Origin of the sequence: Micromonospora sp. WMMA1363, assembly GCF_030345795.1 — a bacterium.
Taxonomy (GTDB): domain Bacteria; phylum Actinomycetota; class Actinomycetes; order Mycobacteriales; family Micromonosporaceae; genus Micromonospora.
Genome location: NZ_JAUALB010000001.1, coordinates 1,480,708 through 1,507,347, shown reverse-complemented (window position 1 = coordinate 1,507,347; position 26,640 = coordinate 1,480,708). Strand labels below are relative to the sequence as shown.

The following is a 26,640-nucleotide window of genomic DNA, read 5'->3' as shown; positions in this document are numbered from 1 at the left end:
CCGCTCCAGCAAAGCGGGGGAAGCTCACCGCTCACCGAGACCGCGGGCCTACGTGCGATCGTGGCAGCGTTCGAGGGCGGTGCCGCATACATGGCAGACGGCTACGCCCGCGCCTCCGGCGGCATCGGACTTTGCCTGGGCATCGGCGGTCCCGGTGTGCTCAACATGGCCACCGCGCTCGCCGGAGCGAAGGCCGACCGCAGCTCGGTGATCGTCATCAGCGGCGAGGTGCCTCGCTCGTGGGAGGGCATGGGCGGCTTCCAGGACGCGTCGGGCGCGGCACTCGACGACCTCGACGTGCTGCGGCCGGTGACCGGGATGTCGCTGTCGCTGTCGTCGCGCCGGGTCGTTCCCCAACACCTACGACGCGCGATCACCCACGTCATGACCGAGCGGACCCCGGCCCACCTGTCGGTGCCCCTCGACGTCCAGCGGGCGGAGCTGGACGCCGAGCCAAGGCGCCTGCCCGAGTCGCTGCTGCACCCGCGGACCATTGACGAGCAGGCCCTCCAGAAGCTGGTAACCCTGCTTGAGGATCCCGACAACCGACGGATCGTCGTGCTCGCCGGCCCGGGCGTGCAGCAGTCGGGGGCGACCGACACGCTACGGGCGTTCGTCGAACGTTTCGACGTGCCGGTGGCTACGACGCTGTCGGGCAAGGGCACGTTACCCGAGACTCACCCGCTCGCGCTCGGCGTCTTCGGCTACGGCGGCACCCGGTGGGCGATCGACGCTATCCGCTCGGGCGACGTCGACGTCCTCGTCGTGGTCGGTTCGGGCCTGTCGCAGCGTGACACGTTGCAGTGGGACCCGGCCATGCTGCCGTCCCGCGCGCTCGTCCAGATCGACAGCCGCCCGGCGCCGATCAGTCGTACCTGGCCGTGCGACCTGGCCGTGGTCAGCAATCCCGCCGAGGTGTTCCAGCGCCTTGCGACCGTGCGGGACGCGCCGGGCCTGGCGGCGGGACGCGACGCCAGGCACGCGCTACTTCAGCGGGTGCGGGCCGGCGGGGACGCCCGGTACCGTCCGGAGGACACCCGCAGCGACGCGATACCGATGCACCCGGCTCGGGTGGTGGCGGAGTTGCGGGCCGCCTTTCCCGACGACGCCGTGCTGTGTGTGGACTCGGGTGCCCACCGCGCCTGGTTCGCCGAGTACTGGAACATCCGCCAGCCCGGCACCCACTTCTCCCTCACCAACCTCGGACCGATGGGGGGTGCCATCCCGCTCGGCATCGGGGCCAAGCTGGCCCGGCCGGGGCAGCCGATGTTGATCGCCACCGGCGACGGATGCCTGTTGATGCACGGTATGGAGCTGCACACCGCGAGTCGTGAGCGAATCCCTGTTGTCGTCGCCGTGATGAACAACCGTGCCTACGGCAACATCTGGTACCGCGCATCCAAGATCGGTCCGGGCGCGGAACGGCTGACCGACATTCCGGGCATCGACTGGGTGGGATTCGCCCGCTCGGTGGGCGCCGACGGGGAGCGGGTCGAGCAGCCGGGACAGATCGCGGCGGCCGTTGCCCGGGGGCTCGCCGCGTCGGGGCCGTACCTCATCGACCTCGTCATCGACAAGACCTACCCGACCCCGGCCGGGGTCTGGCGGGAGCGCCAGCAGGAGTGGGAGGACAACGACTGATGGCGACGTTGCCTGACCCGACGGAGCGCCTGCGGGGTGACGACCGTGCCGCCTACGAGCGTATGGCTGACGCGCGGGCCCACGCCGACGGCCGGGCTACGCTCGGGGACGTCTACGTGCGGATGTTCAACAATCCCGGGGTGGCCGTCAAGGTCGGCGCACTCGGCGAACACCTACGGTTCCATGCGACTCTCCCCGACGACGTGCGGGAACTCGTCATCCTCCGGTTCGCACGGCGCTGCGGCCTCTCCTACGAGTGGTCACACCACCAACGGCCGGCCCGGCTCGCCGGCGTCAGTCCCACCACGATCGACCGGCTGGCGTCCGGCGAGATCCCCGACGATCTTCCCGACGCGACGCGGGCTGCGCTGGAGGTGGTCGATGCCGTTGTCGCCGCGCGGCCGGTCCCGGGGGACGTGCAGGATCGGTTCGTGGCCGCGCACGGCACCGCTGGCATCGTCGAGGTGGTCGCCCTGTGTGGGCTGTACTCGTTGATGGGCTACATGGTCACCGCCTTCGAGATTCCGCTCGAGCGCGGCTGATCCTGCTGGCCACCCTGTTCGGCGAGCCGCGCCCGTTGCGGCACGAAGAGAGGGTGTGGTTAACTACTCACATGCCAAGCCAAGCCCGTACCCTGTCCACCGCCGAGGAGCGCCGGCAGGATGTGCTCTCCACGGCCATCGGCGCGTTCGCCAGCCGTGGGTACTTCGGCACCACCACGGTGGACGTCGCGAAACGGGCGGGAATCTCGCAGGCATACCTCTACCGGCTGTTTCCGGACAAGGAGTCGTTGTTCGCGGCGGTGGTCGAGCGGGCCTTCGAGCGGATCCGCGACAGCATCAGCAAGGGTGCGGCATCCGCCCGGAGCGCCTCGCCCGAGGTCGTGTTGGCCGCCATGGCCGACGCCTATGCCATGTTGATCCGCGATCAGGATCTACTGTTGGTGCAGATGCACGCGCAGTGCGCCGCCGTGTCGGTTCCGGAGGTGCGCCGCGCGGTGCGTGACGGCTATGCCCGGCTGGTCGAGTACGCGCGGAGCGTGTCCGGCGGCAGCGAGGAGCAGGTGCAGGAGTTCGTCGCCAGGGGCGCGCTGTGCAATCTGGTGGTGACCATGGGCGCGGAGGACCTCGACGCGCCCTGGGCCAGGACGCTGGCGGCGGGCCTGCGGCACTGACGATCAATGCGGTTCCGGTCGGACGTGACAGCCGACACCGGGTGAGTGATCGACCACTCCTATGAGTGAGTGATTGGCCAATCCTTCTTCGGAGCGAGGTTATGGAAACGGACATCAGGCAGTCGGCCATGACGACACCACGGGCTGGGTCCCGCGCACTGGCGCTGCTGGCTTTCGCGCAGTTCCTGGTGGTGCTCAACACCTCGATCGTCAATGTGGCGCTGGACGCCATCGCCACCCAGTGGCGCATGTCCCCGGCGGGTCTGTCCTGGGTGATCAACGCATACCTGCTGCCGTTCGGTGGACTGCTGTTGCTGGGCGGGCGGCTAGGCGACCTACTGGGACGGCGTCGCGTGCTGCTGGCGGGAGGCGTGGTCCTGACGGCCGGATCGCTGGCGGCAGCCGGGGCATGGACCGAACCCGTGCTGCTGGCCGCACGTGCGGCTCAGGGAATCGGGGCGGCGTTGCTCGCGCCGACGGCACTGGCGATCACGGTGGTGATGTTCGCGGCGCCAGCGCAGCGGCGACGGGCGCTCGGCATCGTGGGCGCGGTGTCGGGTCTGGGCGGGGCAGCCGGAGTGCTGTTCAGCGGAGTGCTGACGCAGACGTTGGGCTGGCGCTCGATCTTCGTGCTGACGGCGTTGCTCGCGCTCGTCACAGTCGTCGTGACTCCCTCGCTGGTGCCGCGCGACGTGCCTGCCGGGCATCGTCGGCTGGATGCCGCCGGGGCGCTGATGGTCACGGTCGGGGTGACCGCGTTGGTCTACGCGCTGTCGGCCGGTCCGCGAGCCGGTTGGGGTGCACCCCTGCCGGTGGCCGCACTGGCGGGTGGCGTGGTCGTGCTCGCCATGTTCGTCGGATGGCAGCGGCGCGCCGCCGATCCGCTGGTGCGGCTGGGCATCCTGCGTAGCGGCCCGGTCGGCCCGGCCAACGCCCTGATGCTGCTGCTCGGCGCCGTCTGGATCGGGTTGTTCTTCTACCTGCCGCTGCTGCAGCAACAGGTTCTGGGCTACCGCCCACTGACGGCCGGGCTGTCACAGCTACCACTGGCCGGAGCCACCGTGGTGGCGTCCGGGCTGGCGCCACGGGTGGCCGCCCGACTGGGTGGGCGCACGAGCCTGGTCGGCGCGTTCGCCGTGCTGGCCGCCGGACTGGCCTGGCTGGGCGTGGTGCCTTCGGACGCGTCGTTCGTCGCTGATCTGCTCGGCCCCATGCTGCTCATCGGCGTCGGCCTGGGCCTGGCGTTCGTGCTGCTGACCACGCTGGGTGTCAACGGGGTCGATCCCGATGAGTCCGGCCTGGCCAGCGGCCTGGTCAACACCACCCGACAGGTCGGCGGCGGCCTCGGGCTGGCCCTGCTGACCGCGGCGGCGAGCGTCGCCGCAACCCGAGGTGGCCACGGCGGTGTCGAGGCCCTGGCCCAAGGCTTCCGGTGGTCGTTTCGCACCGGATTCGTGATCGCCGCTCTCGCGGCGCTCGCGGCACTGTTCACCGTTCCCGCCGGCATCGCCCGGCGCTGATCGAAAGGAATCCAGCATGGACACCAAGCCGTACCTGACCGGCCACTACACGCCGGTCGTCGACGAGGCAACCAGCTTCGACCTGACGGTGGAGGGGAAGCTGCCGCCGGAGCTGTCCGGGCAACTGGTCCGCAACGGCCACAACCCCAAGCCGGGCATCACCCCGACGCACTGGTGGAAGGGCAGCGGCATGGTGCACGGTATTCGCCTGCGCGACGGGCACGCGGAGTGGTACCGCAACCGGTGGGTGCGCACGCCGGCGTTGGACGGTGCCCCGTACCTGACCGAGCGGGGCCCGGACTACTCGGCAAGCACCGCCGGCACCCACATCGTCGAGCACGCCGGGCGGCTGCTGGCGCTGTGCGAGGCGAACTATCCGTTCGAGCTGACCCGCGAGTTGGAGACCGTCGGCGGCTACGACTTCTCCGGCAGGCTGACCACGGCGATGACCGCGCACCCCAAGCAGGACCCGGTCACCGGCGAGCTGCACTTCTTCGGTTCCTCGCCGGTGCCGCCGTTCCTGACGTACCACGTTGCTGCCGCGGACGGGGAGATCGTGCTCAGCGAGCAGGTGCCGGGTGCGAGCGCCGCGCTCAAGCACGACTTCGCCATCACCGAGAACCACGTGGTGTTCCTGGAGATGTCGGTGACGTTCGACCACACCGAGACGTCCGGCATCCCGTACCGCTGGAGTGACGACATCGCGCCGCGACTGGGCGTCATGCCCCGTGGAGCCGGCGGTGCCGCGCGTATCCGCTGGTACGCGATCGAGCCGGGGCAGGCGCTGCACTTCGCCAACGCCTACGAGGATGCCCAGGGTCGCATCGTGATCGAGGGGCCCACCGTCGACCGCGAGGGGTGGAAGCTGTCCTGGAACTGGTGGGCCGGCAACGGCGGCCCACGGCACAGCGAGCCGATCACCAGGTCGGTGAACCACCGGTGGACCGTCGACCCGGCCACCGGCACCGTCGTCGAGAGCCCCTGCGACGACCTCAACGTCGAGTTTCCCACCATCAACGAGGACCTGCTCGGTCGAGAACACCGCTACCAGTACGCCATCGCCTTCCCCGACGACCGGGGTGGCAACCACGGCGTGGTCAGGTACGACCGGCGCGACGGCACCCGGCAGATCCTCGACGTCGGTGCCGGCGTGCTGCCCAGCGAGGCCGTCTTCGTTCCCGCGACGGGCGCGACCCGTGAGGACGACGGATATCTGCTCACCGTCACCAGCGACCTGCACCGGGACGCCTCGAGCCTGCTCGTGCTCGACGCCGGTGACCTGCACCGCGACCCGATCGCCACGATCCGCCTGCCGCGGCGGGTCACCGCCGGCATCCACGGCTCGTGGATCCCCGACGAGCAGATCGCCTGATCTCGCCACGCCAGTGAGTAATCAACCACTCTAACGATGGGAGTAGTGCCATGAGTGTCGAGAACGTGAATGTCGAGAACATGAGTGTCGAGAACACGCCGACTGTAGGAGCCGACCCGACTGTCGCGGTGAACCCGGTGCCCGCTGGTGGCCCGGTGCCCCCGCGTGGCCCGGTGCCCCCGCGTGGCCCGGTGCCCCCGCGTGGCCCGGCGCCGCTCGGCGACGTCGACCAGACGGCGAAGAAGGCCGCCCGGCGTAACCGCCGCAAGGTGGCCAGGGCTTTGCTCTACGCGGCGCTGGCCATGACCGCACTGCTTGTGCTCGCGGAGCCCTGGCTGCTGGTGCCGGTCGCCGCGGCCGTCGTGGCCGTGTCCCTGTGGGACTGAGGGGGATTGCCGTGCACGTCGACCAAGACGCAGTGGTTGTCGTCGAGGCATCCATCGTCGTCGCCGCGTCGCTGGAGGCGGTGTGGCGCCTGCACACCGACGTCGACCGGTGGCCGACCTGGCAGCACGACATCGACCAGGCGCGCCTCGAAGGCCCGGTCAGCCCGGGCAGCACGTTCGCCTGGCAGACCCAGGGCCTGTCGATCGTCTCCACGATCAGCGACGTCCGGCCCCTGCGGCGCATCGCCTGGGGCGGGCCTGCGCACGGCATCGACGGCATTCACGTGTGGACATTCGAAACCCGCCGTGACGGCGTGCACGTGCACACCGCCGAGTCCTGGGACGGACCGCCCGTTACCGCCGATCCGGACGGGATGCGCAGCGCGCTGGCGTCCTCCCTCACCGCCTGGCTCGCCGCCCTCAAGACGGCCGTGGAATCGAGCCACTGACCAGGCACACGGTGGCCGGCCCCGCGCGGGGCCGGCCACCGTGTGCCTGGCGAAGGACCTCCGCAGGTTCGAACCGCTGTTCCTCGTCGATCTGACCCTGGCCGTGGTCGCGGCGGTCGCCGCGATCCTCGCCGGACGCCACTCCGCCCGGATGGACTCAGGCGGTGGACCGGTCGCCGGCGACCACACCGGACACCGTGACCCGCACGTCGGCGAACTCACCGGACTCGAGGTCACGCTGGTCGACCGGGACGTCACCGTGCACTGGCACGGCGCTGCCGGCGTACTCGCGCAGGCGCGGCGCCCACACGTCGAGACCGGGGACCGGGCGTCCGACGACCTTGGCCGCCTCGTCGGCGCGGCGCAACGTCACGGCGTCGGTCGCCGCGGGATGGGCGAGGAAGCGTTCCCGTTCCTCGCTGGTCATCGCGGAGCCCTGCCGCTGAAGGCTCAGTCGGCTCGCCTCGGACAGCTCGTAGTCGGCCTCGGTCGCGGCGAGGTAGCGCTTTGCCGGGACGTGCAGTGCGACGAGGTCCGCCACCCGCGTGCCGAGGGCGGGGCGGACGAAGTCGGCGCCCACCCGGGCATGGTCGGGATCGTCGCCGACGGCATGCCCGATGTCATGGACCAGCCCCGCCAGTTGGAGCCCGAGGTCGTCCGGTCGTTCGTCTCGTAGGACCGCCGCGCACTGCAGACCGTGTGCCAGCAGGTCAACCGGGTCGCCCAGCGGGGGAGGGGCATCGTACACCCCGTCGAGCCCGGCGAGGAAGCTCAGCAGACCATCGGCGTCGAACACGGCAGACATGACGGTCACCCTAATGGTGGGCCTCGACTCGTTGCTGCGGTGGGCAGGGAGCTGGTAGGTCGGTCGACCGCGCCGGTGGCACGGGTTCGCTGGCAGCAGCAGCGGCACCTCGACAGGTGTGCCGTCCCGCGGCACCGGACCGAGGGTTGTGCAGGGGGCCGTCCGCCAGCCCGCTCGTGCGTGTCTCCTTAGCATCTTCGCCCAAAATTGGTTCGAACCTGATATTCGGAGGACCGCTCCTTCGGCAACTCCCGTTCACTTTGACCAGTTTCGATGTGGCGCGGAGCTAGCCGATGGAGGTAACGATGCAACGCACGTACTGGTCGCTCACGCTGGCGACCACCCTGGCCGTCGCCACCCTGGCCGGGGGTGCCGTCCCCGCCGCCGCGCAGTCCGCGCCGCTGACCAAGAAGCTGCTCGTCGTCGGCATGGACGGGGTGAACTGGAAGAGCGTCGAAGCGGCGAACGCCCCGAACCTCGACGCGCTCGCCGCGCAGGGCTCGCTCGGCCACAGCCTCGTGCAGTGCCCCTCGACGGCCGACTCGTCCAGTGGCCCCGGCTGGTCCAACATCGCCACCGGCGTGTGGCCGGACCGGCACGGCGTCCGGGACAACACGTTCGCCGGCAAGCGGTACGGCACCTATCCGGACTTCCTGAGCCGGCTGGAGGCGGCCGATCCGTCGTACGAGACGTACTCCGCGGTTGACTGGGCGGTGCTGCACACGCAGGGCACGTTCTCCAGCGCGATCGACACCCGCTTCACCCTCGACGCCGGCGACTACGCCGCGGCGGACGCCAAGATCACGGCGGACGCGGTGAACCGGCTGCGTACCGGCGACCCGGACGCCGCCTTCGTCTACCTGGGCAACACCGACGTGGTCGCGCACACCCGGGGCACCGGTTCGGCGTACCGGGCCGCCATCGAGAAGCAGGACGGGCAACTCGGCCAGATGCTGGCGGCGATCGCGGCTCGGCCGACGTATGCCTCCGAGGACTGGCTGGTCGTGGTCACCACCGACCACGGTCACCGGGTGCCGTTCGGCGGCCACGGCGGCTGCGGCGTCGACGAGCGGCGCACGTTCCTGCTGGCCAAGGGCGCCGGGATCACGGCCGGGTCGCGGCCGAGCGACGTTCGTCAGGTGGACGTCGCCAGCACCGCGCTGGAGCACTTCGGCGTTTCCGTGGCGCTGGACGGCAAGAGCGTCCGGACCAGGTCGACCGACCCGTTCGACACACTGGCGCTGCGCACCCGGGTCGACGAGATCGGCATCCCGGCCTCGCTGGCCGGCTGGACACCGGACGCGCCGGCCGGCTGGTCGGTGGACCGTAGCAGGATGCCGAGCGGCGGAATGACCGAGTGGCGCGGTTGGGCGTTCGCGACCGACGAGTTCTGGAGCCGTGCCCAGGCCGGCTAGGAGCGGGAGAACGCCCTACGTACCCGTGGCGTCTTCGCGGTCGCCGACAGCGACGAGTTCGCCGACTGGTTCGGCGGCGGCAGCTTCGACTCGACCCTCGTCTCCCCGGCGTTCCCGGTGACGGCCGGCAGCACCGTGCACCTGAACTACGCGACCCACTACCGGCAGGAGGGCGCGCAGAAGGCCGACGTGCTGGTCTCCTTCGACGGTGGTGCCGACCGGCTGGTGAAGCGGTACAGCGCGGATGCCCGCGCCACGGTCGAGTCGCTGCCGGTGACCGTGCCGGCCGGCGCGAACCGGATGGTGGTCAAGTTCCGGTACCACGATGCCAGCAACAACTGGTACTGGGTCATCGACGACCTGCGCGTCTCCTGATCGACTGTCCAGGGGGTCGGGCGGTCCGACCCCCTGGCGGTAGGGTCGGCCGGTGACGGTTGAAGCGGTCCGCGGTGGGGTGCCCGAGCACGGCCGGGTGCCCAAACATTTCGTCGTCAAGAACCAGCTGCTCAACCTGCTGGCCGAGCTGGGGGAGGGCGCCCTGCTGCCGGCCGAGCGCGAGCTCGCGGTGGCGTACGGGGTGGCCCGCTCCACGCTGCGGCAGGCGATCTCCGAGCTGACCATGGAGGGGCGGCTGCGCGCGTACCGGGGGCGGGGCACGTTCGTCGCCGCTCCCAAGCTGATCCAGCCGCTCGTCCTGCACAGCTACACCGAGGCGCTACGCGAGATGGGTCACCAGCCGGGCCGTCGCGTGGTCACCGTCGAGCGCCGGCCCGCCGGTCGCCCGCTCGCCGCGGACCTGGGCATCGAGGCCACCGACGAGGTGGTGCACCTGGAGCGGGTGCTGCTTGCCGACGGTGAGCCGCTGGGGCTGGAGAGCACCTACCTGCCGGTGCGCCGGTTCGCCGATCTGATGGACGGCTTCGACGGCACCGGCTCGCTCTACCAGCACGTGACCGATCGGTACGGCATCCGATACACCGAGGCCACCGAGCGCATCGAGACCGTGCTGGCCAGCCCGCGTGAGGCGATGCTGATCGGCACGAACCCGGCCCAGCCGATGCTGCTCATGCAGCGGGTCTCGGCGGACCAGGACGGCGTGCCGATCGAGCGGGTTCGGTCCCTGTACCGCGGGGACCGGATCGGTTTCGTCACCCGGCTGATCGGCTGACCTTCGGGGCCGGGGGATCGGCCGGTCGTGGGTCGCGCGCCCCGTTAAAGGTCCGAACCTTTCGGGGTCGTTTACCAGCGAGTCATGTTCCCGGCATCTTTAGGTCAGCGCCCTCCCTGAGGCTCGTCGCCGAGCAAGGGAGAGAACATGCGACTGATCATCGTGGGCGGCGGGGTGCTCGGCACCATGCACGCCTGGCAGGCCGTCCGGCGCGGGCACGAGGTGCTGCACCTGGAGCGGGAAGCGGAGGTACGCGGCGCCACCGTCCGCAACTTCGGCCTGGTCTGGGTCTCCGGGCGCGCCTCCGGGGCCGAGTTGGAGGCCGCCCTGCGGGCCCGCGAGCTCTGGGAGGTGATCGGCACCGAGGTGACCGGCATCGGCTTCCGGGCCAACGGGTCGCTCACCGTGTGCCGAACCCCCGAGGAGGTCGCCGTCGCCGAGGCCGCCGCCTCCGCTCCCGACGCCGCCGCCCGGGGATTCAAGCTGCTCGACCGGGACGAGACGCGGGCCGTCAACCCGGCCCTGCGCGGCGACTTCGCCGCCGCGCTCTGGTGTGAACGCGACGCTGCGGTGGAATCCCGGGTGGCGTTGCCGGCGCTGCGCGCGACGCTCGCCGCCAGCGGCCGTTACCAGTGGCTGCCCCGCCGGGAGGTGCGCGATCTCACCGCCGGCGGGGTCCGGGACGACCACGGCACCGTGCACTCCGGTGACCAGGTCGTCCTGGCCACCGGCGCGGTGCTCGCCGGTCTGGTCCGCGAACTTGCGCCCGACCTGCCGGTGCGCCGCGTCTGGTTGCAGATGGCCCAGACCGCGCCGCTCGACGAGCCGCTGACCACCTCGGTGGCCGACGCCGACAGTTTCCGCTACTACCCGGGCTTCCGCGGGCCGCAGCTCGACGCGTTGACCGCCACCCAGCCGCAATCGACGGTCGCCGCCGAGCACGCCATGCAGCTGCTGATGGTGCAGCGTCTGGACGGCGGCCTGACCATCGGCGACACCCACGCGTACGCCGAGCCGTTCGCGTTCGACCAGGTCGAGGAGCCCTACGAGCACCTCGCCGAGGTCGCCTCGGCGCTGCTCGGCCGGCCGCTGCCGGCGATCCGGCGCCGCTGGCACGGTGTCTACGCCCAGTGCCTCGATCCGGCCGAGATCGTGCAACGCCGGCCGGTCGGCGGCAACGCCGTCCTGGTCACCGGGCCGGGCGGGCGGGGCATGACCTGCGCTCCGGCGATCGCCGAGCAGACCGCAAAGGAGCTGGACTGGTGAGCACCTCGGTAGGTACGACGCGACTCGTCTGCTTCGACATGGCCGGCACCACGGTCGCCGACGACGGCCTCGTCGAGCAGGCCTTCACCCGCGCGCTGGACGAGGCCGGCGCGACGATCACCGACCACGACGCCGCGTTGCGCTACGTGTGGGCCACGATGGGTGAATCGAAGATCACCGTCTTCCGGCACCTCACCCGCGACGACGAGGCGGCGGCGCAGCGCCTCAACGACGCCTTCGAGCGGGCGTACGAGCTCCTGGTGGACTCCGGGCTCTGCGCGCCGATCGACGGGGCCGAGCAACTGCTCACCAAGCTCCGGGCCGCCGGGGTGCGCACCGCGCTCACCACCGGCTTCTCCCGAGCCACCGCCGACCGGATCCTCACCGCCCTGGGCTGGCGTGACCTCGCCGACCTGACCCTGGTGCCGGCCGAGGCGGGGCGTGGGCGGCCCTATCCCGACCTGGTGCTCACCGCGCTGTTGCGGCTGGGTATCGACGACGTCCGGCAGGTCGCCACGGTCGGCGACACCGCCTCGGACGTGCTCGCCGGCCGCCGCGCCGGCGCCGCCATCGTGGCCGGCGTGCTCACCGGCGCGCACGACGCCGCCGCGCTGCGTGGCGCCGGCGCCACCCATGTTCTCAACTCCGTCAACGATCTCGAAACCCTTCTCCTTCCCACCGACATTCCCCAGGAGTAATCACCATGCGACGTACCCCTCTGGCCCTCGCCACCCTCGCGGTGGCCTCGCTCGCGCTCGCCGCGTGCGGCTCGGGCACCGCCGCCCCCAGCGAGGCCGGCGGCGACAAGACCGTCACCGTCTATTCCGCCGACGGGCTCGGCGACTGGTACGGCAGGCAGTTCGTGGAGTTCGAGAAGCAGACCGGCATCGCGGTGCAGATGATCGAGGCCGGTTCCGGCGAGGTCGTCTCCCGGCTGCAGAAGGAGAAGTCGAACGTCCAGGCGGACCTGGTCGTCACGCTGCCGCCCTACATTCAGAAGGCCGACGCCGACGGGCTGCTGCAGCCCTACACGCCGGCCGGCGCCGACCAGGTGACCGGTGCCACCGACACCTACGTGCCGCTGGTGAACAACTACCTCTGCTTCATCTACAACCCCGACAAGGTCGACGTCGCCCCGAAGAACTTCGACGAGCTGCTCGACCCGACGTTCGCCAAGAAGCTGCAGTACTCGACGCCCGGCCAGGCAGGTGACGGCACCGCCGTGCTGCTGCACCTGCAGCACATCCTCGGCAAGGACAAGGCCCTGGAGTTCCTGAAGAAGCTCGAGGCCAACAACGTCGGGCCGTCGTCCTCCACCGGGAAGTTGCAGCCCAAGGTCAGCAAGGGCGAAATCTACGTGGCCAACGGCGACGTGCAGATGAACCTCGCGTCGATCAACAACGACAGGTCCAACTTCAAGATTTTTTTCCCGGCCGGTCCGGACGGCAGGGCCTCCACCTTCGCCATCCCGTACACCATGGGCCTGGCCGCCGATGCCCCGCACGCCGACGCCGGTCGCAAGCTCGCCGACTTCCTGCTCGCCAAGCCCGCGCAGGAGCAGGTGTCCCAGCAGGCCTACGGCGTCCCGGCGCGCGCCGACATCAAGCCCACCGACGCCCAGTTCCAGCAGGTCGAGCAGGCGCTGCAGGACGTGGAGATCTGGCCGGCCGACTGGGCGAAGATCCTGACCGAGATGGACGCGGACATCGCGGCCTACAACACGGCACTCGGCCTGGCATGACCGGCCGCACCGAACCAGCCGTGCCGCCCCGACGGCCTCGCGGGCGAGGACCGGGAAGGCCGGCCCAAGGAGGAAACACCGCATGACCGAGTCGCCGGCGGTCCAGTTCGACCGCGTCAGCGTCCGCTACGGGCAGGTCACGGCGCTGCGGGACTTCTCGCTCGAGGTGGCCGCCGGCGAGACGGTGGCCCTGCTCGGCCCCTCCGGGTCGGGCAAGTCCACCGCCCTCAAGGCGCTGGCCGGTTTCGTCCGGCCAGCGTCCGGCCGGGTCCTGCTCAACGGACGGGACGTCACCGGTGCGCCCCCACACAAGCGCGGTCTCGGCGTGGTGGTGCAGCAGTACGCCCTCTTTCCGCACCTCACCGTCGCCGACAACATCGCGTTCGGCCTGCGCGCCCGGCGGGTGCCGCGCGCCGAGTCGGCCCGGCGCGTCAAGGAGATGCTGGAACTGGTCGGCATGGACAGTTACGGCCGCCGCTACCCGCGGGAGCTCTCCGGTGGGCAGCAGCAGCGGGTGGCGATCGCCCGCGCGCTGGCGATCCGGCCGCCGGTGCTCCTGCTCGACGAGCCGCTCTCCGCCCTCGACGCGCAGTTGCGCGCCGACATGCTCGACGAACTGCGCCAACTCCGGGACGAGCTGCCGGACGTCGCGATGCTCTACGTCACCCACGACCAGACCGAGGCGCTCACCCTGGCGCACCGGATCGCCGTCATGCGCGAGGCCGAACTGCTCGATCTCGACACCGCCCAGGGTCTCTACCGGCAGCCGCCGAGCGAGTTCACCGCCGCCTTCCTGGGCGGGGCGAACCTGCTGCCGGCCACGGTGCGGGACGTCGACGGCACGGTTCAGGTGGGCATGGTCACCGCCACCGCCACCGCCTCCGCGCCGCTCACCCCCGGTGCTCGGGTGCGGATCGCGGTTCGGCCGCACACCATCGGGGTACGCGGTGACGGGCCCGGCCTCGAAGCCGTCCTCACCGGCCTGCAGTGGCGGGGTGCCAGCTACCGGCTGACCTGCCTGATCGACGGGCTCGACGCCGACGGAACCGGCGGAGTCAGCGTGCATGCCGACGTCCCCAGCGTCGACGGGCTCCCGCAGGTCGGCTCTCCGGTGCGGGTCACCTTGCCGGAGCGCGGCGCCGCCGTGGTGGCGTCGACGGGCGCCCGTCCCCCGACCGGAGGCGCAGCCGGCCTCGTCCCGCAGGGTTTGGCAGGTGGGGTATGACCACCGCAGCCGTCGCCGTGGCCAGGCCCGCCCGCGCCGCCCGGATCTCCCCGCTGCTCTGGGCACTTCCGCCGCTGGTGGTGCTGGCCGGCTTCCTGATCTACCCGCTCGTACTCGTCGCCGTGCAGTCGGTCACCAACGAGGACGGTGTCACCACGCTGGAGACCTGGCGGTCCGTGCTGGGTGCCGGCGAGTTCCACCGGGCCATCGGCAACACGGTGCTCGTCGCGGGCGCCGCCACCGCCGGCTGCGTCGTGCTCGGCACCTTCTTCGCCGTGGTGCTGGCGCTGGTCCCGTTCCCCGGCGCCGGTGCGGTCTCCCGGATGGTCGACACCCTGCTCGCCTTCCCCTCCTTCCTGATCGCCCTCAGCTTCACCTTCCTCTACGGCGCCGCCGGGGTGCTGCAACTCGGTGACTTCCTCTACTCACGGTGGTGCGTCGTCCTCGCCGAGATCACCTTCTACGCACCGTTCGTGATGCGGCCGGCGCTCGCCGCCCTCAACCACCTGCCGGCGGAACGCCTCGCCGTCGCCGCGTCCCTCGGCGCTCGGCCAGGCCAGGTCCTGCGCCGGGTCGTGCTGCCGGAGATCGCCCCGGCCGTCGCCGCCGGTGGGGCACTGACCCTGCTGATGACGCTCAACGAGTTCGGCATCGTGCTCTTCATCGGCGCCAAGGACGTCATCACGCTGCCGATGCTGGTGCACTCCAAGGGGGTGGTCACGTTCGACTATCCGAGCGCCTGCGTGGTCGCCGTCGTCGAGGTCGCGCTGTCCGTCGTGCTCTACCTGCTCTACCGCCGCATCTTCGCACGCAAGGGAGACCGTGGTGCTGATCTGGTCCCGTAGCGGCCGGTGGTCGGTCTGGACGCTGTTCGCCGCCGTCTTCCTGTCGATCGTGGCCGCGCCACTGGCCGTGCTGGTGGCCGCCGCCCTGGCCGCCGAGTGGAACGGTGTCCTGCCCGGTGGCTTCACCACCGCCCACCTGAGCGCCGCGCTGACCGGCGAGAACCAGGCCAGCCTGCTGGTCAGCCTGCAGACCGCGGCCGCCGCCGGGCTGGCCGCCGTGGCCGTCGGTACCTGGGCGGCGCTCGCCCTCGCCGCGGCACCCCGTTGGCTGCGGCGGGGCGCCGACGCGCTGCTGCACCTGCCGGTGGCCATCCCGTCGGTGGTGGTCGGGCTCGGGTTGCTGGTCGCGTACAGCCGGCCGCCGTTGCTGCTCAACGGCACCCGCTGGATCGTGCTGATCGCCCACCTGGTGCTGGTCCTGGCATTCTCCTACGCCACCGTGTCCAGCGCGCTCACCCGCATCGACGACTCGTACGCCCAGGTCGCCGCTTCGCTGGGAGCGCGGCCCGCCCTGGTGCTCTGGCGGGTCCGCCTGCCGATGCTGCTGCCGGCCATGTCGGCGGCCGCGGCACTTACGGTCGCGTTGTCGATGGGCGAGGTCGGCGCCACGATCATGGTGTACCCGCCGGACTGGCGCACCCTGCCGGTCACCGTATTCACGCTGACCGACCGCGGGCGCACGTTCGACGCGGCGGCGGCGACACTGATCCTGCTCGGTGCGACGCTGGTGGCGTTGCTGGCGCTCGGAAGGGTGGCCCGTGGGCCGGGCGGTCGCCGATGACCCGGTCCTGACCGTCCGTCTCGACGTGCCCTCCGCCGGTCCAGGCGGTGCCGGACCGGTGACGGTCCCTGGTGCGGCACCGCCGACAACTGGCGTGGAGCGCGGGTCGCGCGGATTCTCAGGTCAGCACCAGGCCATGCCGGTAGGCGTAGACCACCGCCTGCACGCGGTCGCGCAGGTCGAGCTTGGTGAGGATGCGTGATACGTAGGTCTTGACGGTCTCCTGGCTGATCACCAGCGTCGCGGCGATCTCGCTGTTGGACAGGCCGTCGGCGATGAGGCGGAGTACCTCCAGTTCGCGCGGGGTCAGCGGAATGCTGTCCGGGGTGTTCTCGGCGGGCCGGATCCGCGCGGCGTACCTGCCCACGAGTTGGCGGGTCACCTCGGGGGCCAGCAGCGCCGCGCCGGTGGCGACGGTCCGGATCCCGTGCAGCAGCTGCGCCGGCGGCGCGTCCTTGAGCAGGAACCCGCTCGCCCCCGCCCGCAGCGCCTCGTACACGTACTCGTCCAGGTTGAACGTCGTCACCACGAGCACCTTGACGGGATGCGCCACGCCGGCACCGGCGAGCAGACGAGTCGCCCCGATGCCGTCGAGGACCGGCATCCGCACGTCCATCACCACCACGTCCGGGTGCAGGCGGCCGGCGAGGTCGACCGCGGCGCGCCCGTCCCCGCACTCGCCCACCACCTCGAGGTCGGGCTGAGCGTCGATGATCGTCGTGAACCCGGTGCGGATCAGCGCCTGGTCGTCGCAGACCAGGACCCGGACCGGCGCGGTCACGAGGGGCTCCCGGTGGGGATGCGGGCCCGCACGACGAAGCCGCCGCCCGGCCGCCGTTCCGCGCTGAACTCGCCGCCGAGTAGGCCGACTCGTTCGCGGAGCCCGGTGAGACCCCGCCCGCTCCCGCCGGTTGGGGCGGCGCCCGACCCCGAGTCGGCGGTGCTGACCTCCACGGTGATCCCAACTGAGCCGTAGTGCACCTGGACCACGGTACGGCTGCCGTAGGCGTACTTGAGGGCGTTCGTCAGAGCCTCCTGCACGACCCGGTATGCCGCGACCCCGGCGCTGCCGGTCGTGCCGCGGGGACTGCCCTCCTCGGTGAACTCCACCGGTTGGCCGGCCCGCCGGGTCTGCTCCACGAGGGTGTGGAGTTCGCCCACGGACGGCGTCACCGGCCCGGTGCCGTGGTCCGGGTTGAGCAGGTCGAGCAGGTGCCGCAGGTCCGTGACGGCTCGCCGGCCGGTGTCGGAGACGGCCGCCAGGGTCTGGTCGAGGCGCTCGGGAGCCGCCGTGAGGTACCGCGCCGCCTCGGCCTGCACGACCATCGCCGTCACGTGGTGGGTCACGACGTCGTGCAGCTCGCGGGCGATGCGGGTGCGTTCCGCGGTGCGGGTGGTCTCGGCGACGTGGCGGCGGCGTTCTGCCTCGGCGGCCCGGGAGAGCCGTAGCCACGCCCCCGCGCCCCACGCGATGGCCAGCACCAGGTAGAACGTTACGAACCCGGCAAGTCCCTCCGGCGATCCGAGCCGGTCGAGCGCGACCGCCAGCAGCACGTACGCCCCGGACCCGACGACCGCGACGGCACGCCGGTGACGTTCCAGATGAGCTCCCGCGCTCAGCAATGCCACCGGCAGTGCGATACCCGCGACCGTGTGGTAGCCGAGTAGCTGGTCGACGGCGAAGCCGAGCGACACCAGAGCGAGACAGCCGGCCGGCCACCGTCGCCGCACGGCGAGTGGAAGGCACTCGAGGGCGACGACCGCAACGGCGAGCGCGTCCAGGGGGCGGGTTGGCAGGTCACCGAGCTGCGTCCCGGGGACGTGGAGTGCCGGCACCAGCGCCGCGGCGGCGAGTAGCAGCGGGAACGGCAGGTCCCGTACCGTGACGTCGCTCGGTCGCCACCGGCCCGGGATCCGCTGGAGGTCGATCACGTGGGCAGCCTAGCGGGCCGTACCGGCCAGGCTGGTGCGCCGCCGGCGGTGCACGACATCGCCCTGCTGGCGAGGCAGCCACCGGTACCCGATCGTCACACCGTGCCGGTCAGCACCGCGAAGGGCTCGCCGTCGGCCCGAACTCGCCGCCGCCGAGCGGGACCGCGGCTCCTTCGCGAGAATCCGTGCCCGGAGCGCCACGGCTCCGTCCGATCCGTCCGAGGCTATGGATCCGCCGACGGGCCGGCGCGCGGTCAGCACCCCGCGGGTGACAACTGGACCGTGGTCCGGGTCAGCCGCCAGCCTGTGTGGTCAGTCGCGGTCTGTCCGGACGGCCAGGGGGGTGCGGCCGGTCCAGGCGTGAAACGCCCGGTAGAACGAGCTGGGCTCGTCGTAGCCGAGCAAGAACGCGATCTCGCTCACCGACAGGTGCCCCTCGTCGAGGTAGTGGTGGGCGAGCGAGGCCCTGGTGTCGTTGAGCACGGCCTGGAAACTGGTGCCCTCGTTCTTCAGTCGACGTTGCAGGGTCCGAGTTCCGACCGTCAGCTCGCGGGCCACGCTGTCCACGGTGCCCCGGCCGCTGGGCAGCAGTTCGAGCAGGGCGGCCCGTACCCGCTGGCGTGCTGTCGCGCCCGTCTCGAGGCTGGCGAGCCGTCTGCGGAGTTCGGGCTCGAAGAACTCCCACATCGGCTCGTTCGCGGTGAGGAACGGACGGGCCGCGTCCCGGGCGCTGAAGGTGATGGTGAAGCGCCGCGATCGCCGTACCCGGACACCGAGGTAGTCGGCGAGCGCGGCCGCGGCAGCCGGTGGCTGCGCACTGGTGACGGCGACCGGCACCACCGTCGCCCGGGTGGCCAGGCGGGCCAGGGCGACCCACCACACGAGCTCGGTCGTCGTCAGGGCTTCGGGCGGCCGGTGGTGTGGCGGCCACCGCAACTCCACCTCAAGCCCTCGTTCGGTGGGGGTGACGATCAGTCGTAGCGGTCCGATGAGCGCCTTGTGCTTGGCGATGCGGGCGGCGGCCACGTTGAGATTCGGGCTGCAGAGCGCCGCGAAGACGGGCGGCTGGAACGCCTCGACGGAGATGGCCCGACCGATCCGGATCGGCAGCTGCGGATCGTCGGCCTCGGCGGCGATCGCCTCCCACAGGGTGACGAACTGGTCCGGTGTGACGGAGACCGGGGCGGTGGAGAGCGCGTCTCCCGGCAGCCCGGCCCGGGCGCAGAATGTTGCCGACGGACAGGCCCAGGTCGGACAGCAGCACCCGCGCGTTCGGGTCCAGTCTGTAGTGCTCGGTGGTCAGCATCGCGCCCTCTCCTGGTCGACCCCGGCGTGCTCACACCGTGAGCGCGACGCCCGTCTCCCGTTGGGAGACCTGCCACAGCGTTCGGATGGCGGCGTCGGCCCCGGGACGCAGGACCGGCAGTCGGACGGCGCGGCCGTTGTTGCCGAATCGCGGGCCGTAGAACTGTCCGCCTTTGGCATCCGGGTCGGTTGCGGCGCGGATCTGGGGCATCGCACCGTTCTCGACACCCATGCCGGTGCGCCGGGCCATCCAGGCGAAGAAGGGGCCCAGCCAGCCGCCACCACCCTGTTCGACGGTGTGGGTCTGCAGGTCGCTGGCTGTCAGGCCGGGGTGCGCGATGAGGCTGCGGGCGCTCACCCCGGCCCGGTCGAACTCCCGCTGCAGACCGAGACCGAAGTGGTAGTTGGCGAGCTTGGACTGGCCGTAGGCACGCCACGGGTCGTAGGTACCGTGCAGGTGCGGGTTGTCCGGATCGGGCGGTCGGCCCATGTGGTGGGCCGTCGATGTCACGGTCACCACCCGGGCGGCGGGGGCGGCCAGGATCGCCGGCATCAGCAGCGCCGTCAACGTCCAGTGTCCGAGGTGATTGACCCCGAACTGCATCTCGTACCCGTCGGCCGTCCGCCGCTCTGGCAGTGCCATCAGTCCCGCGTTGTTGACCAGGACGTCGATCCGTTCGTGCCGGGCCAGGATCTGCTCGGCGGCCCGTTTCACGGACGCCTGCGAGGCCAGGTCGAGTTCGACCAGTTCCAGGGACGCCGCCGGGGCTTCTGCTCGGATCTCCTCGACCGCCTTCGCCGCCTTCTCCTGGTTGCGCACCGCCATCACCACGTGGGCGCCCTTGCTGGCGAACAGCTTCGCGGTCTCCAGACCCAGACCACCGTTCGCGCCGGTGACCACCGTCGTCCTGCCCGTCAGGTCCGGCACCGATTCGCGGGTGTACCTCACCGAATCTCTCCTCCTTCGTCGTCCCGTGTCAGCAAGTCTGGGCCGCGAAGGACGACGCGGCATTAGCGGATCGCGCCAAGATCGTGTCGCATGACGACAGGACCCGTGTTGCCGTCGCCCGCCGTTTCACACCTGGTGAGGTCCTTCGGCGGGTCGGCTTCATCCCGTCCCGGTGGTCCGCCTGGTGACGTGACCCGTCCAAGACTGGGGTGGGGCGACCGGCACCGGCGTGCCGGGGGCGAACATGATCCGGCGGCGGGCCGCCGGGCTTCTGTCCGGGTGGTGTCGGAATGGAGCGTGGGTTGGCCTCCGGTCTCCTGAGCGGCGGGACGCGGCTCAGGAGACCGGAGGGGTGGCTCGCAGACCCCCGAGCAGCGTGGCCAGGTAGCGATGAGCGGTGCCGACCCGGTCGGAGGGATCGCCGCCGTGGACGTGCACGGCGTAGGCGATGCCGCACATGAGCGGGACCAGGTCGGCGGAGGCCAGGTCGGGGCGGACCACCCCGGCCTCGCGGGCCCGGTCGAGCAGGGTGGCGCCGGCCGACCACAGCGACCTCTTGAGTGCCGTGGTGCGGGGCAGAGCGTCGACCGGTGCGGCGGTGACCGGGGCCAGGGAGGCATCGGTGACCTGCGCTTCGACGGTGTGGGTCAGGAAACCCTCCAGCCCGCGCCAGGGGTCGGTGTCGGCCAGGGCCTGCTCGCCATGGGCGGCCAGGGCTTCGAGACAGGGAGTGGCGATGGTCTCCAGTAGCGCCTCCGGCGTGGAGAAGTGCCGGTAGACGGTGCCGACACCGAGCCCGGCGCGCCGGGCGACGTCGTTGAGCTGCAATTGCGTGCCCTGGTCGACCAGGGCACGGGCGACGGCGACGATCCGGTCCCAGTTGCGGGCCGCGTCCCTGCGTAGCGGTGTGGTCGCCATGGGGGACATGCTAGTCGGATAGGCCATCCGAATGCCTCCGCCGCCCGTGCCGGCTCGCGGGCAGGTTCAGGTGGCCGCAAGGGGCGCGTGTCGTTCGCTGAGTCGGCGCACGGCTTCGGCGACGCGGGGGTCGGTCGCCACCCGGAATGGCGTCACCGGGCGCGCCTGGGCGCCGATGACGATGCCGGTTCGACCCGCCAGGGCCTCGTCGGTGGCGGCGACGATCGAGGGCCTGGCCGCCACGGAGGCCGGACCTGACGTCGACCGTTCGAACGTGCGGCGCACCAGCGGCCACAGCAGCCGCAGGGCGGGCGAGACGATCTTCGGGTCGGCCAGCGTGCCGTTGGTCATGTCGGTCGCGGCGCCGCCGGGATCGGCGGCGAAGACCGACACGCCCGTGCCGTCCAGCCGTGTTGCCAGGTCAAGCGTGTAGGCGAGGTTGGCGAGCTTGGCGCGACCGTACCAGTGGAAGCCGTAGTAGCCACCGGGTGGCTCGACGGCGTCGAACACCCGCTTCGCGGCCGCGACCGCGCCCGAGGTCACGTTCACGATCCTGCTCGGCGCGCCGGCCGTCAGCGTGGGCAGCAGCAGTTCGGTGAGCAGGTATGGCGAGAGGTGGTTGACGACGAATGATGCCTCGACACCGTCCAGGTCCTGTCGGTCCGCGAACATCGCCCCGACGTTGTTGACCAGCACGGTCAGCGGTTCGCCCGAGCTGGCATGGTCGGCGGCGACCCGGTCGGCGAGTGCCCGCACCTCGCCGAGCGAGGCGAGGTCGGCGGACAGGAACCGGCCGGGGTGTGCCGGGCTCGTCGCGTTGACTCGGTCGACCGCCTGGGCGCCCCGAGCGGCGTTGCGCCCGACCGTGGTGACCGAGAACCCGGCAGCAGCCAGCCCCAGCGCCGTCTCCAACCCGATACCGGCCGTTCCGGCCGTGACCACAGCCGTCTTCTTCATGGCTCATCACCTCCACCTTTATGCGGATAGGTCATCCGCTTGATTCGACTGTAGCACGCATACGGATGATCTATCCGTATCTCGAACGGTGCGGAGCCCCCTGCGGGATACCGGCGATTCCCGGAGGGCAAGGTGCCGCAGAAGGTCGACGACGAGTGGGACGTGTACTGGCGTACCCACACGCTCGACAAGGACGGCACCATCATCGACATGCCGGCCGCGGGCTGACCGGACGTCCCACGCTCAGGGTGGTGTTGGCGGGACGGCTGCCATCGTGCGTGGCCAACGCCCTCGGGCATTTCACTATCGACGTGGCTGTGGCGACTGTGCGAGGCTGTGCCGATGTGGGTGCTGCGCACTCCGGAGGAGCGGTTCGCCGACGTCCCCGGTTTTCCGTACCAGCCGAGCTATGTCGAGGTCGTCGACGGCCTGCGGATGGCCTACGTTGAGGCCGGGCCAGCCAACGGCGAGCCGGTATTGCTGTTGCATGGCGAGCCGACCTGGTCGTTCCTGTACCGCGCCGTGATCCCGATCCTGGCCGACGCCGGGCTGCGCGTGATCGCGCCGGATCTGATCGGCTTCGGCCGCTCCGACAAGCCGGGCGATGTCGCCGAGCACAGCTACGCGCGGCACGTGGAGTGGGTGCGTTCGCTCGCGTTCGACGTGCTGGACCTGCACGGTGTGACCGTCGTCGGGCACGATTGGGGCGGCCTGATCGGCTTGCGGCTGGCCACCGAGAACCCCGACCGAATGGCGCGGTTCGTCGCCACCAACACGGGCTTGCCGACGGGGGACCAGCAGATGCCCGACGTGTGGCTGCGCTTCCGCAGTGCGGTGCGCGCCGCGCCGGCCCTGGACGTGGCGCGTCTGGTCCAGTCCGGCTGTCACACCACACTCCCGCCCGAGGTCCTCGCCGCGTACGACGCACCTTTTCCGGACGAGACCTACAAGGCCGCGCCCCGGGCCATGCCGGATCTCGTCCCAACCACGCCCGACAACCCGGCCTCCGCAGCCAATCGGGCAGCCTGGCAGCGCCTGTCCACCTGGGACAAGCCGTTCCTGGTGGCGTTCAGTGACCACGACCCGGTCACCGCCGCGATGGGGCCGATCCTGCACCGCACGGTGCCCGGCGCCGAGTCCGTCACCATCCCCGGCGGCGGCCACTTCCTGCAGGAGGACGCGGGGAAGCAACTCGGCGTCGCCATTGCCGACTTCGTCACCCTGAATCCCCGCCGCCCCGGCCGCTGACGCGAACCCCACCCCAACAAACCGGTGGCTGTCGGCATCGCGCCCGCGGTCAGCCGGGATGGATGCCACCGGGTGGCATACCGACTACGATCGGACGGCCAACGCGGGCCATGGGAAGCCCCTGGCCCTGGCGTCGGCGATTGATTCACGCACGGCGACGCGCCAGTCCTTGTGTGGGGTGTATCCGAGCTTTCGTTCGGCGTACTCGGTGTTGCAGGACCAGTCCTCCGAGACGTACACCAGCGAGCGGGTCAGGAACGGGGACGACCCGGGCAGGATCGGGTGCAGCCGCTCCATCAGCCAGGCGAACGCGTAGCCGGCGGCGTAGGGACACTGAACCAGGGGCGCGGTGAGCCGGTCTCGTCGGCGATGAACTCGATGACCTCGCGGGCGGTGGGGAAGGTGGGTCCGCAGACGTTGAACGACTCGTAGTCGTCGAGACGGTCGGCGGTGGCGGCCAACGCGAATGCCTCGCCCAGATCGGTGCCGGCCACGAGGGCGAGGCGGGCGCGGCCACCGGCGAGCCAGGGCACCAGTCCGGTCCGCAACCGGGGCACGAGGGCGGGCACCATGCCGAGGCTGTTGCCGGCGCCGGCGAAGTGCCCGAGGCGCATGGTGACCATCTGGGTCCCCTGGTTGCTGTGCCGGCGCATGTGGTCGTCGATGTCGATGAGGCGGTCCAGGTGTGGCCAGAAGCCCGTGCGGCGGGTCGGCGAGAAGTCGTCCACCGGCTGCCCGCGGTCGGGCCGGGCGGCGATCGCGACGGTGCTGGTCTGGATGAAGCGGCGTACACCCCGGTGCACCGCCTGGTCGATGAGGTCCCGGTTGGGTGCGAAGAACTGACGGCGTTCCAGTGTGGCGTGCCCCCAGAAGGCCCCCCAGGTGCCGGCGTGGCAGACCACGTCGACGTCGTCCACGACGGTCCTGCGGTAGCCGGGATCGCGCAGGTCACCCAGGCGGACCTCGCCGACGAAGGCGGCGGGTAGCCGGTCGGGTGTGCGGCACGCGGCGACGACGGTGACGTCGGCGTGGTTGGTCAGCGCGGTGAGAATGTTGTGACCGAGGAAGCCGGTAGCGCCGGTGACCAGGACGCGCGTTCGGCGTGGCGCCGTGGTCACGACTCCGCTCCGACCGGGCGACGGGCGGCGGCCAGGGGACGGGCGGCGGCCAGGGGACGGGCGGCGGCCAGGGGACGGGCGAGGGCGGCGACGGGACCGGAGAGCGCGGTAAGCGGCGCCCGGGGGCGGACCGGTGACGGTCGGTCGTGTGTTGCACGGATACTCCTCGCGGCTGGTGGCTCACAAACTCTGGATCCAACGGATGAGTCGGTCGGTTTCCCGGTCGACATGGGAGGGATCCCGGACGCTGTGTGCGACCAACGAGACGCCCTGCAGCGCGGACAGCAGGTGCAGGGCCGAACCGGCTGCGTCGTCGTGACCGAGCAGGCGGAACTGCGCTGTCAGCCAGGTCAACAGCTCTTCGAAGATGGCGCCGGCCCGTTCGGCGAGTGGGCCGCCGGTCTTGTGGAGCTCGGCGCAGAGCGTGCCGACCGGGCAACCGCTCTGGGCGAGCTGTACGCGGTTGTTGGCTGTCATTCGCACGAAGGCCACCAACCGTGACCGTGCGTCGCCGCTCTCTTCCCACTGCGTGCGCAGCGCGGTGTAGTGCTCGGCGTGTTGCGCGACGATGGCCTCGCCGATGGCCTCCTTGGTCTTGAAGTAGTAGTACACATTGCCCAGCGGGACCTCTTCCTCGCTGGCGATGTCGGCGAGCGTGGTGCGTCCGAATCCCTGTTGGTGCACGAGCCTGACCGTGGCCTCGGTCAACCGGGAACGTTTGTTGGCCTGCCGGTTGGGCATCTGAGAGCCTCCGATCAACCAGTTAGTCGGCTAACTAAGTTCCCGACGGGAGGACCGTCAAGTCCGTCACCGGACCCGTACCGCTCCACTATGGTCAGTGCCACAATGGTGCGATGAGTGAGCTGCGGCAGCATCCGGTCGATCTCCGAACCGACATTCCACACCCGGCGCGGGTGTACGACTACGTGCTGGGCGGTAAGGACAACTTCGCCGCCGACCGCGTGCTGGCCGAACAGGGCCTCAGGATCAACCCGCAGATCCGGACCACAGCCCGGGAGAACCGAGCCTTCATGACCCGCGTCGTCCGGCACCTGGCGGCCGAGGTCGGCATCCGGCAGTTCCTGGACATCGGCACCGGCCTGCCAACGGCACCGAACGTCCACCAGGTAGCCCAGGCGAGCGCACCCGACGCCCGGGTCGTCTACGTCGACAACGACCCGATCGTGCTGAGCCACGCCCGGGCGCTCCTGGCCAGCAGTCCGGAGGGGCGCACCGACTACATCGACGCCGACGTTCGCGACGTCGGCCGGATCCTGTCGTCGCCACGGCTGCGGTCCACCCTCGACCTCGACCAGCCGGTGGCGCTCCTGCTGATCGCGCTGCTGCATCTCATCCCGGACGACGACCGACCAGACCGGATACTGGCGGAGCTGCTCGAAGCCCTTCCGTCCGGCAGCTACCTCGCACTGACCCACCTCACGGCGGATTTCAGTCCAGACAAGATGAATCGTTCCGCCGCCCTGCTGCGGCAGAACGGCGTGGACATGAACCTGCGCCCGTATGCTCAGGTCGACGGGTTCTTCGCCGGTCTCGAGCCGGTGGAGCCCGGCGTGGTCGCCGCGCCCCGCTGGCGGCCAGACTCTGACGACCCGACGGCCGCCGACGCGGACGCCTCGATCTATGCCGGCCTCGGCAGAAAGCCGTAGCCGCCGTCGCACTCCTGGCCCGCGGCGACCGATACCTCGCCGACCCGGAGGGCGGCGACGCGGGCGGCGCCCAGGAGTGCGGCCGGATTCGTGCCACCATGGATGACCGACCGCGGGCAGCGGCGGAATCGCACCGGTCGCGGGACGTCCGTAGGCCTGCTGATCTGATCCAGGCCGAGGTAGGTAGGGCGCCGCCCGATCGGCGGGGGCGCGGCGAGAGGTGACGACAGCACCGGGAGGGTGGCCATGGAGAGCATCGGGAAACCCAAAGCACCCACCGGGATGCGGCGGCTGATGTTCCGTCTCCCGGTGTACCTCTACCGTGTCGGCCTCGGCGCGAGGCTGGGTGGGCGCTTTCTGTACCTCGTACACACCGGGCGGGTCTCCGGGCGCCGGCGCGACGTCGTCATCGAGGTCGTCGGCCGGGACGGGGACAGCTATCTCGTCTGCTCCGGGTTCGGCGTCCGGGCCCAGTGGTACCGGAATGTCCTCGCGAACCCGGGCGTCACCATCCAGGTGGGACGGCGGCGGACCCGCGCCGTCGCCGTCCCGCTTCGCCCCGGGGAAGGGGAGTTCGCCATGGCCCGGTACGGCGAGCGGAATCCGGTCCTGGCCAGGAAACTCTGCGCCGTGCTGGGTTTTGCCGTCGACGGCAGTGCCGACGACTTCCGCGAGGTGGGTCGTCGGCTACCCTTCCTGCGCCTGGTGCCGAATCCCTCGTGAGGTGGAGGTCGGCGGAGCGGTCGCTCGTCGGCATC

Annotated in this window: 28 protein-coding genes and 3 pseudogenes; 21 read left to right on the top strand and 10 right to left on the bottom strand. The window is 71.1% G+C overall.

Annotation, left to right across the window (positions count from 1 at the left end):
* Positions 1-48 precede the first annotated feature (48 nt).
* The 8 genes and pseudogenes from QTQ03_RS30255 to QTQ03_RS06950 all read left to right on the top strand — a co-directional run.
* Positions 49-255 (top strand): annotated as a pseudogene (locus QTQ03_RS30255) (thiamine pyrophosphate-binding protein); the annotation flags it as partial.
* The gene (locus tag QTQ03_RS30250; RefSeq protein WP_353890628.1) at positions 250-1,641 is read left to right on the top strand and encodes a thiamine pyrophosphate-binding protein; all 1,392 of its coding nucleotides are present in this window, start codon (positions 250-252) and stop codon (positions 1,639-1,641) included. The pseudogene QTQ03_RS30255 and the gene QTQ03_RS30250, both read left to right, overlap by 6 nt.
* Positions 1,641-2,183: a carboxymuconolactone decarboxylase family protein gene (locus tag QTQ03_RS06975; RefSeq protein ID WP_289277268.1), complete on the top strand. Its 543-nt coding sequence runs from the start codon at positions 1,641-1,643 to the stop codon at positions 2,181-2,183. Before QTQ03_RS30250 ends, QTQ03_RS06975 begins: the two co-directional genes overlap by 1 nt.
* 71 nt (positions 2,184-2,254) lie before the next feature.
* Positions 2,255-2,815, top strand: coding sequence for a TetR/AcrR family transcriptional regulator (locus QTQ03_RS06970; RefSeq protein ID WP_289277267.1), 561 nt, complete (start codon positions 2,255-2,257; stop codon positions 2,813-2,815).
* 128 nt (positions 2,816-2,943) lie between these two features.
* Positions 2,944-4,335 carry an MFS transporter gene (locus QTQ03_RS06965; RefSeq protein WP_289277266.1) on the top strand — a complete coding sequence of 464 codons (1,392 nt, stop codon included), beginning with the start codon at positions 2,944-2,946 and terminating at the stop codon, positions 4,333-4,335.
* Between the two features lie 16 nt (positions 4,336-4,351).
* Positions 4,352-5,707: a carotenoid oxygenase family protein gene (locus QTQ03_RS06960; protein ID WP_289277265.1), complete on the top strand. Its 1,356-nt coding sequence runs from the start codon at positions 4,352-4,354 to the stop codon at positions 5,705-5,707.
* Between the two features lie 50 nt (positions 5,708-5,757).
* On the top strand, positions 5,758-6,093 hold the full coding sequence (locus tag QTQ03_RS06955) for a hypothetical protein (RefSeq protein WP_289277264.1): 336 nt from the start codon (positions 5,758-5,760) through the stop codon (positions 6,091-6,093).
* Positions 6,094-6,104: 11 nt separating this feature from the next.
* On the top strand, positions 6,105-6,542 hold the full coding sequence (locus QTQ03_RS06950; protein ID WP_289277263.1) for an SRPBCC family protein: 438 nt from the start codon (positions 6,105-6,107) through the stop codon (positions 6,540-6,542).
* 280 nt (positions 6,543-6,822) lie between these two features.
* Here QTQ03_RS06950 and QTQ03_RS06945 read toward each other — a convergent pair.
* Positions 6,823-7,347: pseudogene (locus QTQ03_RS06945) on the bottom strand (HD domain-containing protein); the annotation flags it as partial.
* A 305-nt stretch (positions 7,348-7,652) separates the two neighbouring features.
* Here QTQ03_RS06945 and QTQ03_RS06940 point away from each other — a divergent pair.
* From QTQ03_RS06940 to QTQ03_RS06900, 9 genes are all read left to right on the top strand, one after another.
* A complete protein-coding gene (locus tag QTQ03_RS06940; protein WP_289277262.1) occupies positions 7,653-8,762 on the top strand; it encodes an alkaline phosphatase family protein in 1,110 nt (369 codons plus the stop codon).
* A 117-nt stretch (positions 8,763-8,879) separates the two neighbouring features.
* Positions 8,880-9,137, top strand: a complete 258-nt coding sequence (locus tag QTQ03_RS06935) for a hypothetical protein (protein ID WP_289277261.1) — start codon at positions 8,880-8,882, stop codon at positions 9,135-9,137.
* A gap of 52 nt (positions 9,138-9,189) precedes the next feature.
* Positions 9,190-9,930: a GntR family transcriptional regulator gene (locus QTQ03_RS06930; protein ID WP_289277260.1), complete on the top strand. Its 741-nt coding sequence runs from the start codon at positions 9,190-9,192 to the stop codon at positions 9,928-9,930.
* 147 nt (positions 9,931-10,077) lie between these two features.
* Positions 10,078-11,196, top strand: a complete 1,119-nt coding sequence (locus tag QTQ03_RS06925) for a TIGR03364 family FAD-dependent oxidoreductase (protein WP_289277259.1) — start codon at positions 10,078-10,080, stop codon at positions 11,194-11,196.
* Positions 11,193-11,894 carry a phosphonatase-like hydrolase gene (locus tag QTQ03_RS06920; protein WP_289277258.1) on the top strand — a complete coding sequence of 234 codons (702 nt, stop codon included), beginning with the start codon at positions 11,193-11,195 and terminating at the stop codon, positions 11,892-11,894. The genes QTQ03_RS06925 and QTQ03_RS06920 overlap by 4 nt, the downstream gene beginning before the upstream one ends.
* Positions 11,894-12,937 (top strand): 2-aminoethylphosphonate ABC transporter substrate-binding protein, encoded by a 1,044-nt coding sequence (locus QTQ03_RS06915; protein WP_289280717.1) that lies wholly within the window; start codon positions 11,894-11,896, stop codon positions 12,935-12,937. The genes QTQ03_RS06920 and QTQ03_RS06915 overlap by 1 nt, the downstream gene beginning before the upstream one ends.
* Before the next feature lie 82 nt (positions 12,938-13,019).
* A complete protein-coding gene (locus tag QTQ03_RS06910) occupies positions 13,020-14,162 on the top strand; it encodes an ABC transporter ATP-binding protein (RefSeq protein WP_289277257.1) in 1,143 nt (380 codons plus the stop codon).
* Entirely contained in the window at positions 14,159-15,007 is an 849-nt protein-coding gene (locus QTQ03_RS06905; RefSeq protein WP_289277256.1) for a 2-aminoethylphosphonate ABC transporter permease subunit, read from the top strand. The genes QTQ03_RS06910 and QTQ03_RS06905 overlap by 4 nt, the downstream gene beginning before the upstream one ends.
* The gene (locus tag QTQ03_RS06900) at positions 14,985-15,788 is read left to right on the top strand and encodes an ABC transporter permease (protein ID WP_289277255.1); all 804 of its coding nucleotides are present in this window, start codon (positions 14,985-14,987) and stop codon (positions 15,786-15,788) included. Before QTQ03_RS06905 ends, QTQ03_RS06900 begins: the two co-directional genes overlap by 23 nt.
* A 118-nt stretch (positions 15,789-15,906) precedes the next feature.
* Here QTQ03_RS06900 and QTQ03_RS06895 read toward each other — a convergent pair whose 3' ends face one another.
* The 6 genes and pseudogenes from QTQ03_RS06895 to QTQ03_RS06870 form a co-directional block, all read right to left on the bottom strand.
* Positions 15,907-16,569, bottom strand: a complete 663-nt coding sequence (locus QTQ03_RS06895) for a response regulator (protein ID WP_289277254.1) — start codon at positions 16,567-16,569, stop codon at positions 15,907-15,909.
* A complete protein-coding gene (locus QTQ03_RS06890; protein WP_289277253.1) occupies positions 16,566-17,720 on the bottom strand; it encodes a sensor histidine kinase in 1,155 nt (384 codons plus the stop codon). Before QTQ03_RS06890 ends, QTQ03_RS06895 begins: the two co-directional genes overlap by 4 nt.
* A gap of 312 nt (positions 17,721-18,032) precedes the next feature.
* Positions 18,033-19,026, bottom strand: a pseudogene (locus QTQ03_RS06885) (AraC family transcriptional regulator ligand-binding domain-containing protein).
* Between the two features lie 30 nt (positions 19,027-19,056).
* On the bottom strand, positions 19,057-19,974 hold the full coding sequence (locus tag QTQ03_RS06880; RefSeq protein ID WP_289277252.1) for an oxidoreductase: 918 nt from the start codon (positions 19,972-19,974) through the stop codon (positions 19,057-19,059).
* 336 nt (positions 19,975-20,310) lie between these two features.
* Positions 20,311-20,892 carry a TetR/AcrR family transcriptional regulator gene (locus QTQ03_RS06875; RefSeq protein ID WP_289277251.1) on the bottom strand — a complete coding sequence of 194 codons (582 nt, stop codon included), beginning with the start codon at positions 20,890-20,892 and terminating at the stop codon, positions 20,311-20,313.
* Positions 20,893-20,958: 66 nt separating this feature from the next.
* Positions 20,959-21,849, bottom strand: coding sequence for an SDR family NAD(P)-dependent oxidoreductase (locus QTQ03_RS06870; protein WP_289277250.1), 891 nt, complete (start codon positions 21,847-21,849; stop codon positions 20,959-20,961).
* A gap of 72 nt (positions 21,850-21,921) precedes the next feature.
* Here QTQ03_RS06870 and QTQ03_RS30585 point away from each other — a divergent pair, with 72 nt between their 5' ends.
* Positions 21,922-22,077, top strand: a complete 156-nt coding sequence (locus QTQ03_RS30585; protein WP_502889844.1) for a hypothetical protein — start codon at positions 21,922-21,924, stop codon at positions 22,075-22,077.
* A 114-nt stretch (positions 22,078-22,191) separates the two neighbouring features.
* Complete coding sequence (locus QTQ03_RS06865; protein ID WP_289277249.1) at positions 22,192-23,097, top strand: haloalkane dehalogenase; 906 nt, start codon at positions 22,192-22,194, stop codon at positions 23,095-23,097.
* An 84-nt stretch (positions 23,098-23,181) separates the two neighbouring features.
* Here QTQ03_RS06865 and QTQ03_RS06860 read toward each other — a convergent pair whose 3' ends face one another.
* From QTQ03_RS06860 to QTQ03_RS06850, 3 genes are all read right to left on the bottom strand, one after another.
* Positions 23,182-23,394: a hypothetical protein gene (locus QTQ03_RS06860; protein ID WP_289277248.1), complete on the bottom strand. Its 213-nt coding sequence runs from the start codon at positions 23,392-23,394 to the stop codon at positions 23,182-23,184.
* On the bottom strand, positions 23,394-24,215 hold the full coding sequence (locus tag QTQ03_RS06855) for an NAD-dependent epimerase/dehydratase family protein (protein WP_289277247.1): 822 nt from the start codon (positions 24,213-24,215) through the stop codon (positions 23,394-23,396). The genes QTQ03_RS06860 and QTQ03_RS06855 overlap by 1 nt, the downstream gene beginning before the upstream one ends.
* Positions 24,216-24,395: 180 nt before the next feature.
* A complete protein-coding gene (locus QTQ03_RS06850; protein WP_289277246.1) occupies positions 24,396-24,956 on the bottom strand; it encodes a TetR/AcrR family transcriptional regulator in 561 nt (186 codons plus the stop codon).
* Between the two features lie 113 nt (positions 24,957-25,069).
* On the opposite strand from QTQ03_RS06850, the gene QTQ03_RS06845 reads away from it, so the two are divergent.
* Both QTQ03_RS06845 and QTQ03_RS06840 read left to right on the top strand, forming a co-directional pair.
* The gene (locus QTQ03_RS06845; protein WP_289277245.1) at positions 25,070-25,882 is read left to right on the top strand and encodes an SAM-dependent methyltransferase; all 813 of its coding nucleotides are present in this window, start codon (positions 25,070-25,072) and stop codon (positions 25,880-25,882) included.
* A 246-nt stretch (positions 25,883-26,128) separates the two neighbouring features.
* Positions 26,129-26,605, top strand: a complete 477-nt coding sequence (locus tag QTQ03_RS06840) for a nitroreductase family deazaflavin-dependent oxidoreductase (RefSeq protein ID WP_289277244.1) — start codon at positions 26,129-26,131, stop codon at positions 26,603-26,605.
* Positions 26,606-26,640: the final 35 nt, after the last annotated feature.